Origin of the sequence: Marinitoga sp. 1155, assembly GCF_001021175.1 — a bacterium.
Taxonomy (GTDB): domain Bacteria; phylum Thermotogota; class Thermotogae; order Petrotogales; family Petrotogaceae; genus Marinitoga.
On sequence record NZ_AZAX01000018.1, the window covers coordinates 1 to 19,697 of the forward strand.

Annotated in this window: 19 protein-coding genes; 14 read left to right on the top strand and 5 right to left on the bottom strand. The window is 27.9% G+C overall.

Going from position 1 to position 19,697, the window contains the following annotated elements:
- The first annotated feature begins 57 nt into the window (after nucleotides 1-57).
- Complete coding sequence (locus X274_RS06575; RefSeq protein ID WP_255350148.1) at nucleotides 58-297, top strand: PD-(D/E)XK nuclease domain-containing protein; 240 nt, start codon at nucleotides 58-60, stop codon at nucleotides 295-297.
- A gap of 38 nt (nucleotides 298-335) precedes the next feature.
- On the opposite strand, the gene X274_RS06580 is transcribed toward X274_RS06575, so the two are convergent.
- The 5 genes from X274_RS06580 to X274_RS06600 are packed head-to-tail and all read right to left on the bottom strand — an operon-like array spanning nucleotide 336 to nucleotide 5,016.
- Nucleotides 336-653: a hypothetical protein gene (locus X274_RS06580; RefSeq protein WP_047266032.1), complete on the bottom strand. Its 318-nt coding sequence runs from the start codon at nucleotides 651-653 to the stop codon at nucleotides 336-338.
- 9 nt (nucleotides 654-662) lie between these two features.
- Nucleotides 663-1,127 (bottom strand): 23S rRNA (pseudouridine(1915)-N(3))-methyltransferase RlmH, encoded by a 465-nt coding sequence (locus tag X274_RS06585; protein ID WP_052913218.1) that lies wholly within the window; start codon nucleotides 1,125-1,127, stop codon nucleotides 663-665.
- Nucleotides 1,128-1,154: 27 nt separating this feature from the next.
- Entirely contained in the window at nucleotides 1,155-2,267 is a 1,113-nt protein-coding gene (locus X274_RS06590) for an FtsW/RodA/SpoVE family cell cycle protein (protein ID WP_052913219.1), read from the bottom strand.
- A complete protein-coding gene (locus X274_RS11585) occupies nucleotides 2,264-4,339 on the bottom strand; it encodes an HD-GYP domain-containing protein (protein ID WP_052913220.1) in 2,076 nt (691 codons plus the stop codon). The genes X274_RS06590 and X274_RS11585 overlap by 4 nt, the downstream gene beginning before the upstream one ends.
- Before the next feature lie 2 nt (nucleotides 4,340-4,341).
- Nucleotides 4,342-5,016, bottom strand: a complete 675-nt coding sequence (locus tag X274_RS06600) for a substrate-binding periplasmic protein (RefSeq protein WP_047266034.1) — start codon at nucleotides 5,014-5,016, stop codon at nucleotides 4,342-4,344.
- 206 nt (nucleotides 5,017-5,222) lie between these two features.
- Here X274_RS06600 and X274_RS06605 point away from each other — a divergent pair, with 206 nt between their 5' ends.
- The 13 genes from X274_RS06605 to X274_RS06665 all read left to right on the top strand — a co-directional run bounded on the left by X274_RS06605 (nucleotide 5,223) and on the right by X274_RS06665 (nucleotide 19,687).
- Nucleotides 5,223-6,191: an ABC transporter substrate-binding protein gene (locus X274_RS06605; protein ID WP_047266035.1), complete on the top strand. Its 969-nt coding sequence runs from the start codon at nucleotides 5,223-5,225 to the stop codon at nucleotides 6,189-6,191.
- A 29-nt stretch (nucleotides 6,192-6,220) separates the two neighbouring features.
- Nucleotides 6,221-8,584 carry a methyl-accepting chemotaxis protein gene (locus X274_RS06610; protein ID WP_047266036.1) on the top strand — a complete coding sequence of 788 codons (2,364 nt, stop codon included), beginning with the start codon at nucleotides 6,221-6,223 and terminating at the stop codon, nucleotides 8,582-8,584.
- A gap of 431 nt (nucleotides 8,585-9,015) precedes the next feature.
- On the top strand, nucleotides 9,016-9,723 hold the full coding sequence (locus X274_RS06615; RefSeq protein WP_052913221.1) for a DUF2520 domain-containing protein: 708 nt from the start codon (nucleotides 9,016-9,018) through the stop codon (nucleotides 9,721-9,723).
- Between the two features lies 1 nt (nucleotide 9,724).
- On the top strand, nucleotides 9,725-10,531 hold the full coding sequence (gene panB, locus X274_RS06620; protein WP_047266037.1) for a 3-methyl-2-oxobutanoate hydroxymethyltransferase: 807 nt from the start codon (nucleotides 9,725-9,727) through the stop codon (nucleotides 10,529-10,531).
- A gap of 14 nt (nucleotides 10,532-10,545) precedes the next feature.
- Nucleotides 10,546-11,265: a biotin--[acetyl-CoA-carboxylase] ligase gene (locus tag X274_RS06625; protein ID WP_255350149.1), complete on the top strand. Its 720-nt coding sequence runs from the start codon at nucleotides 10,546-10,548 to the stop codon at nucleotides 11,263-11,265.
- The gene (gene hpt / locus X274_RS06630) at nucleotides 11,266-11,796 is read left to right on the top strand and encodes a hypoxanthine phosphoribosyltransferase (RefSeq protein WP_047266039.1); all 531 of its coding nucleotides are present in this window, start codon (nucleotides 11,266-11,268) and stop codon (nucleotides 11,794-11,796) included.
- Nucleotides 11,797-11,845: 49 nt separating this feature from the next.
- Nucleotides 11,846-12,676: a purine-nucleoside phosphorylase gene (locus X274_RS06635; protein ID WP_047266040.1), complete on the top strand. Its 831-nt coding sequence runs from the start codon at nucleotides 11,846-11,848 to the stop codon at nucleotides 12,674-12,676.
- Complete coding sequence (locus X274_RS11590; protein ID WP_052913222.1) at nucleotides 12,677-13,669, top strand: lytic transglycosylase domain-containing protein; 993 nt, start codon at nucleotides 12,677-12,679, stop codon at nucleotides 13,667-13,669.
- A gap of 10 nt (nucleotides 13,670-13,679) precedes the next feature.
- On the top strand, nucleotides 13,680-15,230 hold the full coding sequence (gene fliF / locus X274_RS06645; RefSeq protein WP_047266041.1) for a flagellar basal-body MS-ring/collar protein FliF: 1,551 nt from the start codon (nucleotides 13,680-13,682) through the stop codon (nucleotides 15,228-15,230).
- A 12-nt stretch (nucleotides 15,231-15,242) separates the two neighbouring features.
- Nucleotides 15,243-16,259 (top strand): flagellar motor switch protein FliG, encoded by a 1,017-nt coding sequence (gene fliG / locus X274_RS06650; RefSeq protein ID WP_047266042.1) that lies wholly within the window; start codon nucleotides 15,243-15,245, stop codon nucleotides 16,257-16,259.
- Nucleotides 16,252-16,938, top strand: a complete 687-nt coding sequence (locus tag X274_RS06655) for a hypothetical protein (protein WP_047266043.1) — start codon at nucleotides 16,252-16,254, stop codon at nucleotides 16,936-16,938. The genes fliG and X274_RS06655 overlap by 8 nt, the downstream gene beginning before the upstream one ends.
- Nucleotides 16,925-18,247, top strand: a complete 1,323-nt coding sequence (gene fliI, locus X274_RS06660) for a flagellar protein export ATPase FliI (RefSeq protein WP_047266068.1) — start codon at nucleotides 16,925-16,927, stop codon at nucleotides 18,245-18,247. The genes X274_RS06655 and fliI overlap by 14 nt, the downstream gene beginning before the upstream one ends.
- 138 nt (nucleotides 18,248-18,385) lie before the next feature.
- Nucleotides 18,386-19,687 (top strand): carbohydrate ABC transporter permease, encoded by a 1,302-nt coding sequence (locus X274_RS06665; protein WP_047266069.1) that lies wholly within the window; start codon nucleotides 18,386-18,388, stop codon nucleotides 19,685-19,687.
- The last annotated feature ends 10 nt before the right edge of the window (nucleotides 19,688-19,697 follow it).

A 19,697-nucleotide genomic window follows, 5' to 3' on the forward strand; every position in this document is an offset into this window, starting at 1 on the left:
TTAGTATGAACGCAATAGGCAATGGTAAAAATGGAATAACCAGAAGAAAATGGGGAGATAGAAATAGCAATGATAAAAAGATACGAAGAAGTGCCATATGAAGCGATAATAGAAGTAAAATACATAAAACAAAAAGGATACACAGAAGAAAAATTAAAAATGAAAATAAAACAGGCAAAAGAACAAATAGAAAAATACAAGAAATCATATGAATTAAACACAAAAAATGAAACGATGAAAAAGTATATAATCGTTTTTGTTGGTAAAGAAGCGAAGTATATTGAGGAAATAAAATAAATCGGGCAATTTCGCCCGATTTATTATTAAATATTCTTTTATTTCTCTTTTACTTCTATTATAATTTCTAACTGCAGTGTTTGATCTCTAAAATTTGGAGGATTTTTTTTCCACATTTCAAATTTTTCTTTGCTTTTGTCAATATATTCTTCGTAACATAATTCACAACTGCCAGAACGATAGAATTTCAAAAATCTTATACTATCTTCATTTTCTATGAGACTATAAGCTTCATCTTCCTCATCAAATAAAACTTTTTTCATTACGTCTAAAGCCTTTTCATCTTTTATTTCATCTTTAAAATATTCTTCAACTGCTTTGTAATTTTCTAATCTTTTAAAGATCCTTTTATGCATATTCCCCTCCTAATAATGATATTTTTCATTGTTATTTATTTTAAATGCTCTATATATTTGCTCTAATAATAATAAAACTGCCATTTCATGTGTAAAGGTCATATTTGAAATTGAAAGCAAAAAATCCGCATTTTTTTTGATATATTCATGATGCCCTAAAGGTCCTCCTATAAAAAATGATATATTTTTTCTTCCTATTCTCCATTTTTCAATCTTATTTGCAAAATCTATTGAACTTAATTGTTTTCCTTTTTCATCCAGAACAACTTTAAAAACTTGGGGTAAAAAATATTTTTCAAATTTTATTTTATCCTGATTTTTATATTCTTCAACTGTTATTTTATTTAAATCATTTGATAATGGTAACTCTACCAATTCAATTCTATCATATTTTTTATTCCACTTTAAATATTGTTCTATTCCCATTTTTATAAACTTTGTTTTGGGTTTTCCTATCACATATATTTTAATCATTAAAATCATCCTTTATTCTTTAGTTTTTTATTCATTGTCCAGATAATTATCCTCCGTAAAAATTTCTGTTGTTGCAATTCCTTTTGTTGCCAATCCCAATAAAAAGGAAAATGTTATTATTTGACTTCCACCATATGAAATTAATGGCAAAGGTACTCCTGTAACAGGCATTATTCCAAGATTCATACCAATATTTTCATACACGTGCAAATATATAATTACTATTGTCCCAAAATATATATATTTCCAGAATTTTCTTTCTGTTTTTTGAGCGTATATATATAATCTATAAATTAATAAAGCATATAAAAATATAATCAAAATAATTCCTAAAAAACCCAATTCTTCACCAATTACAGCTGTTATAAAATCATTGTGGTCTTCTGGAACAAAGTTTGACAGGTTCATAAAACCATTTAAATATCCTTTTCCAAATAATCCACCAGATCCTATTGCCTTAATTGATTGTAATGTATTATATGCGACACCTGCTGCATTTTTTTCTGGAAACAAAAAACCTATTATTCTCGCTCTTTGATAATCTTGCATAAAATAAAACGCAAATGGCATTGAAAACAACATTAAAAATAAAGATGTTTTCCAGGTTTTTTCATGTTGTCCTGAAACATATGTCAATAAAAACCATAATGTAAAGGTGAATAATGTCATACCTAAATCAGGTTGTTTAAAAATCAATGCAAGACCTATTAATGTTGTAAAGGATAATATATAGTATGCTTTTTTATTTTTTTCTGATAAATATTTCGCTAAAATAACCAGCGTAAACATTAAAAATAAGTGAGAAGGTTGAATTCCAACGGGACCTATCCTTATCCAGCGCCTGGCACCATATCTTGCCCGTTCGAAAAACAATACATATATTAATAATAATAATGTTATACCATATAAATGAGGTATTATACTTTTCAAAATTCTTTCTTTCAAAAAATATGTAAAGAAAAAAACTATTATTCCTAAAATGGAAAAGATTATTTGTTTATAATAATTATCTTCTATATATTCGCCATAAGTCGCTGTTCTCACCATAAAAATACCTATAATCAATAAAGAAATATATATTAAAGGAACAATATATTCAAATCTTCTCATTCTTTCAAATGGTTCTACCTTTATCTTCACAGATATTTCCTCCTCAAAAATTCGATAAATTTAGATGCTAAAATAGGATCAAATTGTGTTCCAGAATTTATTTTTATTTCTTCAATGGCATCTCTTATACTTAAAGCTCTTTTATATGGCCTTATTGTAATCATTGCATCAAAACTATCTGCCAATGTTATAATTCTTGAAATGTATGGTATTTCTTTACCTTTTAAGCCATCTGGATAGCCTGTTCCATCCCATCTTTCATGATGATGCCTTACTATTTTTGAATACTCTTCAAGATATGCATTACTTGATAATAACTCAGAACTTTTAACCGGATGTTTTTTTATAATTTCAAATTCTTCATCACTTAATCTTTCTGGTTTGTTTAATATAGTTTGAGGTATAAAAAACTTACCTATATCATGTGTTATACTTGCCCAATATATCTTTCTTATTTCTTCTTTATTTAAATTCAAAAATTCTGCAAATTCTGTAGAATATTTTGCAACTCTCTCAGAATGACCTTTGGTATATTTGTCATAATATTCAAGCGCTTTTATCAATACAAGAATTATATTTTTATGAAAAACACCTTCTTCTTTTGATATTCTTTTCAGTCTTACAAAAGTTGTTGCGATTATACTTAATGATTCTATCAATTTAAGTGTTTCTTCTGAAAAGTCAATATCCTTACTTGTATCTAATGTTAATTGACCAATAATTATATCCTTTATTTTCATTGGACATAAAATACTCTTTTTATATGGTTTAGAACCCTTTTTTAATATTTCATAATACTTTTTTTCCATTAATAATTCATCTCGTTCCATTAAGTTTTCCTTTATCATTATTTTTTCAGGATGTATAAAGATTTCTTCTGGAAATGCTACTTTTTTTAATATATTATAATCATGGCCAAGTGTTGCAACAAAACTCCAATATCCTTTATTTTTTACCAAAATACTGCCATATTCAATACCAGGAATTAACTTAACAGAAATATTCAATATCTCATTGAAAAAATCTTTTTCTTCTATATCTTCTAAACTTAAAGAACTTATTATTTTCATAATATTGTTAAAACGTTCTATATACGTTTCAAGATTGTTATTTAAATCATTTAATTCCTCATTCATAGATGTTAATTCTTCATTCATAGCTGTTGTCTCTTCATATGCTGATTCTAATTTTAAAATATTGTTGTTTATTTCTTTTATCTGTTTATTGAATGCATTTTTAAGATTTTCATACTCCTGAATTTCGAAATTTTCATTATAGATTTCATATTTTGATGTTTTAATGTAGTTTGAAAACTTTTCAAGTGGCTTTATTATATTTTTATTCAAATATTTCATTTCAAATTTTTTTATAATATAATACATTATAACTATTATTATTAAGCCTAAAAGTAGCATTTCAAAAAATACAAAAATTCTATTTCTCAAATTTATTATGAAATAATATTTATTATTATAAAATTCAAAATTTTTATACTTTATTCCAAATATTTTCTCTGGTTTATTTTTTAAGATTTGTTCTCCTTCTACAAGAAGATTTTTTATCTCATTTAATAACGACTCTTTTGATATTTTAAAAATTAACACTCCCTGAAATATATTATAATTTTCTACCATTTTATAAAAATATGGAAATACATAACATATGTAATGTTCATTATCAATAAATATATATTCTCCATTTTTTAGATTTTCTGCTTTTCTCTTTATTGCTTCTTTAATATTTTCTTCTGGATTTATATTTTTTGGATATGCTGAATTTTTTATATCCATAAACGGTTTATAATCAATAACAGCTGATATATAAGAGCTTTTTTCTACTATGCTTTCTAATAAGTTTTCTATATCTACTGAATATGCATAAGTTTGAGTAATAAATTTTATTTCGTTAAGAATTCTTTGTTTCTGCATATCTATGGTTTTTATAATTTTATTATATTGTATCTCCATTCTTTTATCTATCTCTATATGAACAATAAGGATCATTGATATGATCCATATAAAATACATTATTGAAAATGTTAAAAAAAATATTATCTTTAAATTTTTTTTAAACCATTTACTGATAGTAGTTTTATCCTGCATATCTATCTCCCTATTAAATTCTTCTGTCTATACTTTAAGATTGACATATTTATTTTATTTAAAAGCTCTTTATCCTTTACACCTATACCTACATCATTTTTTGTTAAAGGCTCACCATATATTTCAATAGGATATTTTTTCATCAAATATATTGCATTCACCAAATCAAAAAAAGCCCCTTCTGCATTTTTGTTTAAAATAGAATTCAAACATTCTTCATTGGTTTCATATACGGTATAAATAATATCTTTTCCAGATTTTTTCCAGCTCAAAACAGTTTTATATCCCGTTGAATCATTTTTTACAGCAAAAGTTTTCAATTCATTATTTTTATTATCCTTTAATTTTAGAATAACAAGACCTGTTGTTAAATAGGGTATGGAAAAGTTGATATATTTTTTTCTTTCATCGGTTATGTGAATACCCCCTATTATAATATCCATATCATTCAATGCATTTTCTATTAGATCTGGAAAAGAATAAATATATATATCGACCTTTTCATTTAAATCTTTAGAAAGCATCTTTATTATATCAATATCTATACCTTTTAGCAAATATCCCTCTGTGGTTTCTTCAAAGTAGGCATAAGGCTCTGTTAATGCTATTCCAACCTTTAATATAGGAAAAGATATTGTTGTAAGTAAAAGTACAATTACTATTAAAAACTTATTCATTTCTTCACCTTCCTGTTATTTATTATTACAATTATACCATATTTCACTTATCTTAATTCTCAATCACATCAAATCCAAATAAACTAATATTTTATTGCATAATATATAATGATATGTTATAATTACTATAAGCAAATTTTTCAAAGAGTTAAAAATAGATTGTACAAAAATTTAAAAACACAAATATTTTTAAAGGGGGGAATAAGATGAAGAACTTTTTAACATTTTTTTTGGTTTCTTTATTCTTAATTATTGGTGTTTTAGGATTTTCAGAAAACATAACGTTACAATTAAAGTGGTTTCATCAGTTTCAATTTGCAGGATTTTATGCAGCAAAAGAAATGGGATTTTACTCTGAAGAAGGTCTTGATGTTTCAATAATACAGGGAGGACCAACTGTAAGTCCTTTGAAAAATGTGCTTACTGGTAAAGTGGATTTTGGTCTCGAAGGGGCTAATATTATCCAAACAAAAGCTGCTGGAAAAAAAATCAAAGCTATTATGGTTATATTCCAGGAAGAACCTGTAAGTTTTATGTCTTTAAAAAGTTCAGGAATAAAAACACCTCAGGATTTTAAAGGGAAAATTTTAGGTAGCGCTGGTTTCTCTTACTTAGAGTCTCAATTATTGTTGAAAAAAGCCGGACTTTCAAAAAAAGATGTTACATTTAAAAGATGGACATTTAATATGGACTCATTTTATAAAGGGGAATTTGATGTAATTCCTGTATATATAACAAACGAGCCAAATTTAGCAAGATTAGCTGGGTTTGAAGTCAATGTTATTAAACCTTCCGATTATAATATTCACTTTTTTGGAGATACATTATTTGTTTCAGAATCTTACTTAAACAGCCATCCAGATATTGTAAAAAAATTTGTTAAAGCTACATATAAAGGCTGGTTATATGCTATAAATAACAAAGAAAAAATTGTTGATATTATTTTAAATAAATATAATACACAAAAATTATCAAAAGATCATTTATTGTATGAGGCTACAGAAGTTATAAAATTAGTCAAATCTGGTTTAAAATCAGAAAAATTAATAGGAACATTTAATAGAAATGTGTGGAATGAAGTTAATGAAACTATGTATGAATACAAAGTATCAAGGAAAAAAATTGATATAAATGATTTAATTTATGATGAGTTTATAAATAATGTTGCAAAGTAGCCGTAGTTTTTTAAGGAGTTGATATAAATATGATAAATACTTTAAAAAGCAAGATTATTCTATCTATTCTGATTGTTGTTCTGATAATGGTTACTATTATTTTATCTATATATAATCAGGGTATGACAAAAATAATAAATGTTATAGAGGATTCTTTTGATTCTGTAAATAATACAATTTCAACAGCTTTTTCTGATATGAAAGTTCAAACAGAAACATTTATGAATACTACAATAAAAAAAGAGACTGAAAATATTGTAAATAACACTCAGACTTTTGTTCAAGAAAACCTTGATGATTTCAATAACACTATTATAAATGAATTAAAAAACGAGGCAGAAAAATTGGCTCTTTCTGAGATTTCTAAAAAACTAAAATCCAGAATACAAATTATAGAAAGCGATATTAAAACTCAGATTTATAACTATGTTGAAAGTTTATATATGCTACCATCAATAAAAAACTTTTACGATTTATATGATTTTGATTTAGGATCTGCTGAATCTATTGGAAATGATATAGGTACCTTTTTCATAACTACAAATAATAGTAATAATACTGTATTTAAAAAGTTCATACTTACAGATTATAGCGGAGCTATTTTATTGGAAGTTGATAATAATTCGGATATAATATTTGATTCTGGAGATTATATTGATGAAAAATTCTTTTCAAATATTGAAAAAGCCAAAGAAGGGTCTTTTGTAATTTCTGATTTCGATTATAAAACCTTTGATTTTAATATAAGTACTCCTATATTTATTGCAGGAGAATTTAAAGGAATACTGACATTAACTGGTAATTTATTAAAAACTATAAAAACTGCTTTAAAACCTCTGTCAAATAATAGTAAAGTCTATTTATTGGAAAAAAATGGAAAGGTTATATATCCATATTCCAATGAAAAAAAATCCTTTAAAATTGGTGTTTATAGCAAAGAAAACAAGGTTGAAGCTGCACAAAATATTAAGGTGAAAAACCTGGAATTTGTTTTTTATACAGAAGCTCCTATAACTGACTTTAAAAGTAATATAGATTCTATTATTGGAAATTTAATGACAGAAAAACTAAATGATATAAATAATGAGATGACTTCTCAGAAAGAAACAAGTTTAAACAAACTGGATGAAAACATTAAAACCATAGTAAGCAATTATGAGAAAACTATTAAAAATGTTGAAGCCAAATTAAACAGTGAAACAGAAAAATCAAAAAACACTATTATAAAAGAAAAAAACAACACATTTCAATTTTTAATATATATTGGTTTGGCATTTATTATTGCTGGATTCTTTATTTCAGTATTTCTTGGAAATATGCTTTCTCGTGAGATAAAAATCCTAAATAATGAATTAAAAAAGGTCGAAAATGGTGATTTGCGTTTTAAAGTATCTGGCTTTAATAAAAAATCAGAAATTGGACAGATTAGTTTGTCTGTAAAAGATACTGTAAATTCTCTGAGAAATGTTGTCAGAAAGATTATAGACTCATCTAAAAATTTGTCTAATATTATATCTTCATTATTTGATATATCCGGTATATTAAGCAAAACTTCTACTGAACTAAACAACAAAGCTGATAAAATTTATAATAATGCTAACAATACATTTACTTCTGTTAATGAAGTAAGCAATGAAGCAAAAAAGGTTGCTGAACTTTCAAAAAATGTATCTGATTTAATTCAAAATGCTGCGAATATCTCTGTAAACGTTAATAAATCAGCTTCTGAAGGAAAAGAAGATATTAAAAAAATCGTTGATTCTATTTCTAAAATAACAAATGGTGTAACTGAAACAGCAGAAAAAGTAAAAGATCTATCAAAATTTACAACAAATATCGGCGAAATTGTAAATGATATATTATCAATAGCAGAACAAACAAATTTACTTGCATTAAACGCTGCGATAGAAGCTGCAAGGGCAGGAGAAGCTGGAAAGGGGTTTGCCGTTGTTGCCGATGAAATCAGATCTTTAGCGAGCGAAAGCAAAAATACAACAGATAAAATAGCAGAAATATTAAATTCCACTACAGATTATGTAAAAGAAATTGATAATAAAATTGTCGATGTTGTTCAAACTTCCAAAAACGCTGAATCACGAGTATATGAAATTGGTAAAAAATTAGAAGATATATTGACACAAATTGGTGATATCAGTAATATGATGGAAGAAATAACAGATATGTCATCCAATCAAAGTTATTCTGCTGAGGAAATTTCAAAGTCTATTGCTTCTGTGAGTCAGGCAATAGAAAATGTTGTTGATAATATTGATGGGATAACAAAAAATATTGATAACCTTGTTAATATTTCAAACGAAATAAGCTCTGATATGGATTCACTAAACAAAGTTGATAATGAATTTAAAAATCTTATTAAGAGATTTAAAGTATGATAACCATCCAAAAAGTCAAATTATACTTTTTATATGTAAAAAATTATCAACGCCTCACTAAAATAGTGAGGCGTTAAATGTTATAATTACGGTGTCCAAAAAGTCAAATTCACTCAGGCAGCTTGATTGCTTATCCTTAAAATTATTCATTCTCAGCCGTCGCTCAGATTTTTCATCCATGAAAAAGCTTCACTCAAAAAAACGTCCTGTTTTTTTGACGGCTTTCATTCACGCTTAGATTTTTTAGGATAAAAAATCTAAGGGAAAAGGAGAGCGATAGCTCAAATGTTTTTTTAATTAAAATCAAAATTTTTAAACCTATAATCCACCGTAGGTGCGTTAAGGGCAATCTTCGAACCTTCGTTTCATTTGAGACTTTTTAGACAGCCTATGTTATAATATAAATGACAAAAAATTTTCAGGAGGTTATTATGATAAATATTATTGGACCAGGTAGGGTTGGAAAAACTTTATTCAACTGTTTTAAAAAGAAAAATATTTCTATTAAATTATTTTCCAAAGATGATGATAAAAGTAATATTTCTGGCATTGTTATAATAACAACACAGGATGAAAAAATTAAAAATGTATGGGCTGAAATAAAAAATTGCAATATAGAAGCGGTTGGACATTGCAGTGGTATTTTAGATTCAAATTTTTTTGGTGATATTCCTCATTTTTCTATGCATCCTAATTTCCCGTTTTCTTCACCCTTAAAATGTGATGCTTTAAAGAATATAGTATGGGGTATAGAAGGAAATTCTAAAGGAATTGAATATGCAAAAAATTTAATTGATATTTTAGATGGAAAATATGTTATAATACCACAAAATAAAAAAGTTTTATATCATCTGGCTGCAGTTATAGCTTCTAATTTTTCTTATGGATTAATTAAAATGTCAAAGGTTTTATATAATGAAATTGAAATTGATACTATTAACCATTTAATTGACCTTTCCATTATATCTTTAAATAATATAAAAGAAAAAGGTTTAAAAGACGCTTTAACTGGCCCTGTTTCAAGAAATGATACATATACTATAAACAAAGAACGTGAAGAATTTAATAAAATTTTTGGAAATGTTGAAGTTTATGATTTTTTTATAGATTTACTCTATAAAATTAAGGAGGATGAATGATATGAGTATAAAAAAAATACTAAAAATGAAAAATAAAGAAAAAATCGCAATGATAACAGCCTATGATTATATCAGCGCCAAAATTGCAGAAGCTGCTGGAATTGATGTGATTTTAGTTGGAGATTCTGCCTCTAATGTTATGCTTGGTAATGAGGATACTATCAAAATAGGTATGGATGAAATGTTAATTTTTATAAAAGCTGTAAAAAAAGGGGCTCCTAATACATTTGTTGTTGGAGATATGCCGTTTTTGAGTTATCAAATTTCTGAAAGTGAAGCAATAAAAAATGCCGGATTAATATTAAAAGCTGGAGCTGATGCAGTTAAGCTTGAAGGAGGTTATAATGTTGCTCCTTTAATAAAAAAAATGGTAGAATTCGGAATTCCTGTAATGGGTCATATTGGATTTACCCCGCAATCATATAAACAAATAGGTATTTCTTCTAAAGGTAAAACAAAAACAGAAGAAGATTTACTTATAGAAAGTGCTGTTGCACTTGATGATGCTGGCGCATTTTCTCTTGTTTTAGAAATGGTTACAGAACCTGTTGCAAAAAAAATTACAGAATCTATTTCTATTCCAACAATTGGCATTGGTGCTGGAAGATTTTGTGATGGGCAGGTGTTAGTATGGCACGATTTTCTTGGTCTGAATAAAGACTTTGAACCTAAATTTTTAAAAAAATATTTGAATGGTTTTGATTTATTTAAAGAAGCTATTGAAAATTATTCAAAAGAAGTAAAAAATGGTATTTTTCCTGAAATAAAAAATGTTTTTAAACCCATTGAAGGCAGTGATCAAAAATAATAGGGGATAATATTATATATTTTGATACAATAGATTCAACCAATGCATACTTAAAAAAATACTGGAAAAAACTTCCTTCTGAAACTATAGTCTGGGCTTCTAAACAAACAGGTGGTTATGGTAGAATGAAAAGAAAATGGATATCCCAAAGGGGAGGTTTATGGTTTTCTGTATTATTTAAACCAAAAAATCGACCCATGAATCCCTGGCATTATGTAAGGTTATACACCATGTCTATTAAATATGTTTTATCTAAATATAGACTTGAAACAGTTATAAAATGGCCAAATGATTTATTGGTAAATAATAAAAAAATATGTGGTATTTTAGGCGAGGGTATTTATACTGGCAACATCGTTTCTGCTATTATTGTTGGAATTGGACTAAATGTGAATAATATAATTCCAGATGATTTAAAAAACATAGCTACAAGCTATGTTGAAGAAAAAAACAAAGAGTTAAATCTAAAAAAGTTGTTAAAACAGATTAATTCGACAGCATATTATAAATATTATCTAAAATATTTTAAAAAAGATAAAATTTCCATTTTCACAAAGTTATGGATAAAAAATCTTAACATTAGACATGGAGATTTTATAAAAGTAATATCGCAAAGTATTGAAAAACGTGGTAAAATTGTTTCAATACATGGTGATTATTTGGAAATAGATTTTGATGGAAAAATAGAGAAAATTTATGCTGGTGAAGTTTCAGTAAGAAAGGAGCGGATTTAAATGGAGATTAATCCAAAAAAATTAAAGGTATTATTGACTGAAAAGCAAATACTTGAAAAGGCAAAAGAATTAGGAAAGCAAATAACAGAATATTATAAAAATATTGATGAAGAGATTGTTGCTGTATGTGCATTAAAGGGTTCTGTTCATTTTTTTTCTGATTTAGTTAAACATATAAATCATGATATGGTATATTATTTTGTAAGGGTTTCAAGCTATCATGGCGGTACATCTTCAACAGGTAAAATAACCGTAAATAGCTGGACAAACGAACCACTTGAAGGAAAGCATATACTTCTTATTGAAGATATTGTGGATACTGGCAATACAATTAGGTTTTTAATCAATGAATTTAAAAAGCAAAATCCTGCTTCAATAAAACTAACCTCTCTCCTTATAAAAAATGCTCATGATCACGGAATAAATGTAGACTTTCCCGGTTTTGAAATAGATAATTATTTCGTTATTGGTTACGGACTTGACTACGAAGAAAAATATCGAAATTTACCATTTATTGGTTATGTAGAATAATATTTGTGATATAATATATAATGTTATTATTATCTCTGGAGGTGTTTTTATGAATGATATTAACGAATATGTAAAGAATGTAAAAGAAGCTGCTAAATATATAAAAGAAAAAATATCAAATCAACCAGAAATTGCAATTGTATTGGGATCAGGATTACACGGAATTTCCGAAAAATTAGAAAATTCATTAAGTATATCATATACCGATATTCCGAATTTTCCTGTTTCAACAGCACCTGGTCATAAAGGCGAATTGATGTTTGGCAGTATATCTGGAAAAAATGTTATGTTAATGAATGGAAGGTTCCACTATTACGAAGGATATACTATGAAGGAAGTTACATTTCCAATTAGAGTTATGCAGGAATTAGGCATAAAAATCCTGATAGTAACAAATGCTGCTGGTGGTATGAATCCAAATTTTGAAGTTGGTAATCCCTGTATAATAACAGATCAGATTAACTTTATGGGAGATAATCCATTAATTGGACAAAATTGTGAAGAATGGGGACCAAGATTTCCTGATATGAGTGAACCTTATGATAGAGAATTAACAGAAAAAGCTATATCCGTAGCAAAGAAATTAGGAATTCCTGTATATACCGGTGTTTATCTTGGTATTACCGGTCCTACATTTGAAACACCTGCTGAATTAAAAATGATGAGAAATTTTGGTGCTGATTTAGTAGGAATGTCTACAGTTCCTGAAGTTATTGTTGCAAATCATGGAGGAATAAGAATTTTAGGTCTATCCGCTGTTACTGATAAAGCTGTACCGGATGAATTAAAACCAGTCACAGCTGAGGAAGTTATAGAAATAGCAAATAAAACTGGTGAAAAAATAGCTGAAATAATTTTATCTTTATTGGGTGAATTATAGGTGAAAAGGTTTTTTTTTCTAATATTTCTTTTTATTTCTATATTCTCATTTTCAGAAAAAATTGATATATATAATAAGATTTTTTATAAACCAGGATTACACATGGAGTTATATACAGACTCCATGTTTTTGAATTTTGAATACACATTTTTAGGAAAATATTCTTATATGAGTTCATCTGAATTACTGAATTACGTCTGGTCACAGGATAGAAAGTTAATAGGAGGCCAGATGTATGTTGAGTCTAATTATTATACACATGCTATTTCTTCAAGTCATGCCGTTGGACTTCTACAGTTAAAACCTATAGTTGCACAGGATTTTGGTATTCATAATTTATTTAACCCAATTGATAACCTAACTGGCGCCGCTGCTTATCATAGTTATTTATATAAAATTTTTCAATCTGAAAAACAGCAAATAGCAGCCTATTATCAGGGACCAACATCTGTTTTAAAAAGAGGAATAAATTCTTCAGGTTTGAATTATTATAAAAAAGTAAAAAAAGCTCAAAAATTTTATAAGAATACCGAAATTTACTCTCCATTTTTAATTGGGATTAATGGAAAAGTATCGCTAAATTATTTTGAACTAAATACATATTCCGGACTTGCTTATAAAAATTTTGAAGTTTATTCCACTCAAAATTTATCTTTTATCAAAGAAAACTATTCCACTAAATTTAACAAATTAAATATTACCTATGGTTTGATGTATTTTCCAAAATCCGATTTCTCAATAGGTTCATCATATGGAAATAATTTAAACCTCTATTTACGCCTTGGTTATCCCTGGTCACAAAATATATTATCTTTAAATAACTTAAAATTTATGAATTCTTATTATCTGAACATTGAGTATAAAAATGGAATATGGATAAAATCTTATATAGATGATAAATTTATCTTTATTACTGGTTTTTCTGTATACGACATAAAATTCGGAATAATTCTAAATTCTGATTATAGAATTGGTATTTATATGAGTCTTTAGAGGTGAGTTCATGGGTTTTTTTCAAACTATAAAAGATTATTGGGAAAATTTTTCTCCAAATCAAAAAATTATATATTCTATCATAATTGCAACAGTTATATTTTTGTTAACAATTTTAATTATATTAAACTTAAGACCTAATTATCAGGTCTTAATAAGTGGTGTTGACGAACAACAGGGTGGAAAAATTATATCGAAATTAGAAGAGTTAAATATTCCATATAAGGTTGGTCCAGGCGGTTCTATTCAGGTGCCTGAAAAATACAACAAATATGAACTATGGATGAAATTAGCTTTAAATGGTGTTTTGGGAAATCAAATACAGGGGTATGAATTGCTTCAAAAACAGAGTTTTGGAGCAACAAGTTATGATAAACAGGTAAATTATCAGATTGCTCTTGAGGGTGAATTATCTAAATCTATTTCAACTATGAAGGGCATACAGTATGCAAGAGTACATATTGTTCTGCCTGCAAGAACTTATTATACTCCTGCTGAACAATCAAAACCAACTGCCTCTGTTTTATTATTTCTTGAGCCTGGTGCTACAATAGACTCTGCGCAGGTTAAAGCTATAATGGATTTTGTTGCAGGCGCTGTACAAAATCTTGATCCTAGAGATGTAAAGGTAGTCGATAATAATTCTCGAAATTTAAGCGCTCAGGTTATATCAGAAGGTAATATTGCTGATGCAGCTACAAAATTTGATTTAAAAAGAAAAATAGAAGAATATTATACAGAAAAAATAGAAAATAAATTACAAAGAGTTTTCGGTATGGGAGCCATTGTTGTTATTCCAGAAGTTGAATTAAACTGGCAAAAAATAGAAGAAGAAGCAAGAAAAGTTCAACCTGTTAATAAAAATACAGGAATTATTGTTAGTGAACAAAAAGAATCTGAAGAAAGAAAGAATTTTTCAGGTATATCAAATGTTCCAGGTGTAGATTCAAATGTTCCTCCTTATACCACACAAACACCAGACAATCAAAATGGCGATACTTATAAAACGTCGAAAACAATTACAAACTACGATTTCAATGAAATATACCAAAAGGTTACGGAAGATAAAAATGGCGAGATTGCTCAAAAATCCATTACTGTTTTCATAGATTTAGATAAGTCACCTATTCCAGAAAATGAAACCACTAAAGCTCAGATTAAAAGCGCTATTTCAACTGCTACTGGTGCGACTCCTGCTAATATTAATATATTATTCACCAAATTTAACAAAGATTTAGAATCTGAATATCAAAAGATTATTCAACAGTCTGAAAGGGCTAAAACAATTACTGCTATAACCATTATTTCTGTAATTTTTATTTTTGTTTTAATATTGTTGATTATCGGAATAATAAATGTTAATAAGAAAAGAAAAGCAAGAAAAACACTTATTGAAAGAAAGAAAAAACTCGAAGAAGCTGCAAGTAGAATTATTGAGGAAATTGAACCGAAAACTACAGAAATTAGTGAAGATCAAAAAATTTTTGAAAAACTTGAAAAAACAGTCGATCAAAGTCTTGATGATGTTGTCGAAATATTAAAATACTGGATTAATCAATAAAGAGGTGATTTTATGGCTGCAGAAAAAGGTAACGTTACTACAGGTTTGAGAAAAGCAGCTATTCTTGTGGTTTTAGTTGGACCAGATAGAGCTTCAAAATTATTACAAGAATTAAATGAAGAAGAGGTGGAAATGCTGACACTGGAAGTCGCCAATCTGGGAAAAATATCTGATGAAGAAAAAAGCGCAGTTTTAAATGAATTTTTTGAATTGATGAAAGTAAAAGAATTTATTAAAGAAGGTGGCGTTGATTATGCCAAAAAATTGCTTGAGGAAGCATTTGGTCCTGAACAGGCAATTAAAATTATTGAAAATCTCGTTACAAATTTACAAGTTAAACCTTTTGATTTCTTAAAAAGAATCGATATTGCTCAAATTACAAATGTTTTACAAAATGAACATCCCCAAACTGTTGCACTGGTATTATGTTATCTGCCACCATCTGCTGCTGCGCAGGTTATTGCTGGCTTGCCTGAGGATCTTCAGGTTGACGTAATTAAAAGAATTTCTATTATGGATAGAGCCACCCCAGATGTTGTTAAGGAGGTGGAAAGTCGTATGAAAGATAGATTATCATCATTTGCTGCCCAACCATTCAGTCAAGTTGGTGGAATAGAAACAACTGCCGAAATTATGAATAATATTGATAGAACCGTATCAAAAAATATTTTTGATAGATTATCAGAATCAGATCCAAAATTATCAGAAGAAATTAGAAAGAAAATGTTTGTATTTGAAGATATCCTCAAACTTGATGACAGAACTATTCAAAGAATACTCAGAGAAGTTGATACTCGTGATTTAACGCTATCACTAAAAGGTGCATCAGAAGAATTAAAAGATAAAATTCTATCTAATATGTCCCAAAGAGCAAGTCAAATGATTGTGGAAGAATTAGAATTTATGGGACCTGTCAGACTAAAAGATGTTGATGAAGCACAGCAAAGAATTGTTGCAATTATCAGAAAATTAGAAGAATCCGGTGAAATTATTATTGCTGGTGGAGGAGGAGAAGAATTAATTGTTTAATAGAAAAATAATCAAAGGCCAATATATTATTTTTGAATCACCAGAAAATACACAGGAGTTAGAAAAAGAAAGCGCTGAAGAAATTGCAAAAAAAATTATTGAAGATGCTGAAAGAAAAGCCTCAGAAATAATAGAAAATGCAAAACATGAGGCAGAAAATATTATTAACGAAGCTCATTTAGCCTATGCTGAAGAAATTGAAAAAGCAAGAAGAGAAGGCAAAGAACAGGCGGAAAATGAGCTTAATTTATTGATTGAGCAATATTCACAACAGCTCAATCAATTATTGTCCTCTTTTGAACAGTCTATAAATTTAGAACTATACAATGCAAGAATACTTTTATTTAATATATTAAAACTATTGATCAATAAATTTCTGGATATTGAAATTTTATCTTCTCCAAAATGGATAGAAAATTCATTAAATAAAATTATAGAAAAATTTATTAATTTTGATAAAATAAAAATACATGTTAGTTCCAATATTATAAATAATTACTCACAATTGATAGAAAAATTTGACTCTTTAGATAATATTGAAATAATAGAAGATATCACTTTGCCGGATTTTTCTCTTTCTGTACATACGGATATGGGAAAAATTATTATTAATAAAGATAATATTATTAAGCAGGTTAATACTATAATTGAGGAAGAATTAAATGATGAAAAATTATAATGATATTTATGAAAATATAAGCAAAAAAATTACCGCTTTAGATTTTTTTTCGCTGGAAGGAATTGTAGATAGGATTACAGGCGTTGTTATAGAATCCAGGGGACCAGATGTGTCTCTTGGCGATTTGTGTTCTATAACATTAAAAGATGGAAATACTGCACTATGTGAAGTTGTAGGTTTTGTTGGAAATAGAGTTTTATTGATGCCTTTTGAAGATGTTCATGGCCTTTATGTTGGAGCTAAGGTAAAAAAATTAAACAGAAAGGTATCAATTGGAATTACTCAAAACCTATTAGGAAGAGTTTTAGATGGAATAGGAAGACCAATAGATGGAAAGCCCCTACATATTGAAAAATATCGTTCTATATATTCTCCGCCTCCAAATCCTTTAATAAGAAATAAAATAGAAAATCCTTTATCTGTTGGAGTTAAAGCTATAGATGGCTTAATAACCCTTGGGCAGGGTCAAAGAATCGGAATTTTTGCCGGTAGTGGTGTTGGAAAAAGTACATTATTGGGTATGATTGCAAGAAATACATCTGCTGATATTAATGTAATCTCATTAATAGGTGAACGAGGAAGAGAAGTTAGAGAATTTATTGAAAGAGATTTAGGCGAAGAAGGTTTAAAACGTTCAATTGTCGTCGTTTCAACTTCTGATCAACCAGCTTTGATGAGAACCAAAGCTTTACTCAGCGCAACTACTATTGCAGAGTTTTTCAGAGATCTCGGATATAATGTTATGCTAATGGTAGACTCTTTAACACGTTGGGCTATGGCTCAAAGAGAAATAGGGCTTTCAATAGGCGAACCCCCAGCAACACGAGGATATACTCCAAGTGTTTTTGCGGAATTACCTAAAATATTGGAAAGAGCCGGTAATTCTGATAAAGGTAGTATAACTGCAATTTATACTGTTCTGGTTGAAGGCGATGATTTTAATGAACCAATTTCTGATACTGTTAGAGGTATTGTAGATGGACATATTATTTTATCTAGAAGATTGGCAGAATCTTCGCATTATCCAGCGATAGATGTTTTATCAAGTATAAGCAGATTAATGTCATCTGTTGTTTCGGCTGAACACCTTGATGCTGCTTATACGGTTCGGGACATTATGGCAACATATAATGATGCAAAGGATTTAATAGAAGTTGGCGCATATAAAGAGGGAACTAACAAAAAAATTGATATTGCAAAAAGGGAAATTGATAATATCAATGCATTTCTAAAACAGGGAACATTTGAAAGACCTTCATTTGATGAAATAGTAAGTCAATTAATAAAATTAGCGGAAAAATTGAAATAAATAAAAATTGACTTTTTATTATATAATATGGTAAAATAGGTGTTACAAAATTTTTGGTTGATTGGAGGAAAGTATATGCCAGCTGAGATTCTTATTCCTGTTATAGGTGTTGTTATTGCCCTATTATTGGTAATTTTTATGAAAGTATCCAGATACTTTCTTTCTCCACATGCATGGAGACGTACACGCGAAAGTTTAACTGCATATTTATATATTTTACCATCTATGATTATTTTATCTATTTTTGTTTTCTGGCCTATTATATATTCATTTGTTTTGAGTTTTTTCAAATGGGATTTTAAAAATCAGGCAAACCCTCAGTTTATAGGTTTTGACAATTATACTCAACTTTTTAAATTAAAACATCCCGTTGATTTAACATTTAATGTTGCTTTTTTAGGTACTTTTTTTATAGTATTTTTTACAGCATATTTTTTGAATACTTTATTGGATTTGAGAAGAATTCCTGATAAAAAAATTAAAAGTTTTATAATTTTTAATTCTATTTTAGGATTATTTACGTTTATTCTTTGGAACTATATTAATTATCAATTTCAATGGATTATATTTCTATGGCTCGCTTTTTCATATGTCGCAATTGCTGCAATGAAAAAAATAGAAGGAACACCTGATAAATTATTATTGAGATTAATATTATTTTTAATTATTTATATTGTCGGAATAAAATTTATAAAAATACCAGAAATTGTGAATTATTTAAGTATGGCAAAAGAAGAAGCTGACTTTTTGAAAGCTATATGGAATACAAGTTATTACGTGTTATTATCAATGCCTATAACAATATTTTTGTCTTTAATAATAGCTTTATTGTTTTATCAGGAAATCAGGGGAAAAGTTGTTTTTAGAACTATATACTTTATCCCTTTTGTAACTAGTGTTGTTGCCGTTTCATTGGTCTGGCAATGGATATTTAATGACAATGGTTTGTTAAATTACATTCTGTCATTTTTCGGCGTAGATAAAGTTTTATGGTTAAAGGATGAAAAATGGACAATTCCAACAATAGCTATTATTTCTATATGGAAACTGGTAGGATATTACTCTATAATTTTCCTTGCAGGACTTCAAAATATAGATAAAAGTTATTATGAAGCTGCAGAGGTTGACGGCGCAACAACATGGCAAAAATTTGCTTATATAACATGGCCTTTACTTTCTCCAACAACATTCTTTATTTTAATTGTTTCTATGATTGGTGCATTTAAAGTGTTCTCTGAAATTTTTGTTCTTTATTCAGGACTCCCGGGTCCATACAACAATAGTGGTTTGACAGTTGTTTATTATGTTTTTGAAAAATTCTATGGTGAACAGAGAATGGGACAGGCAAGTGCAGCTGCATATGTATTATTTGGTATTATACTGATTTTCACCTTTATACAATTTGTAGCTGGGAAAAAACGTGTCCATTACGATTCTTAAGGGGGTCTTA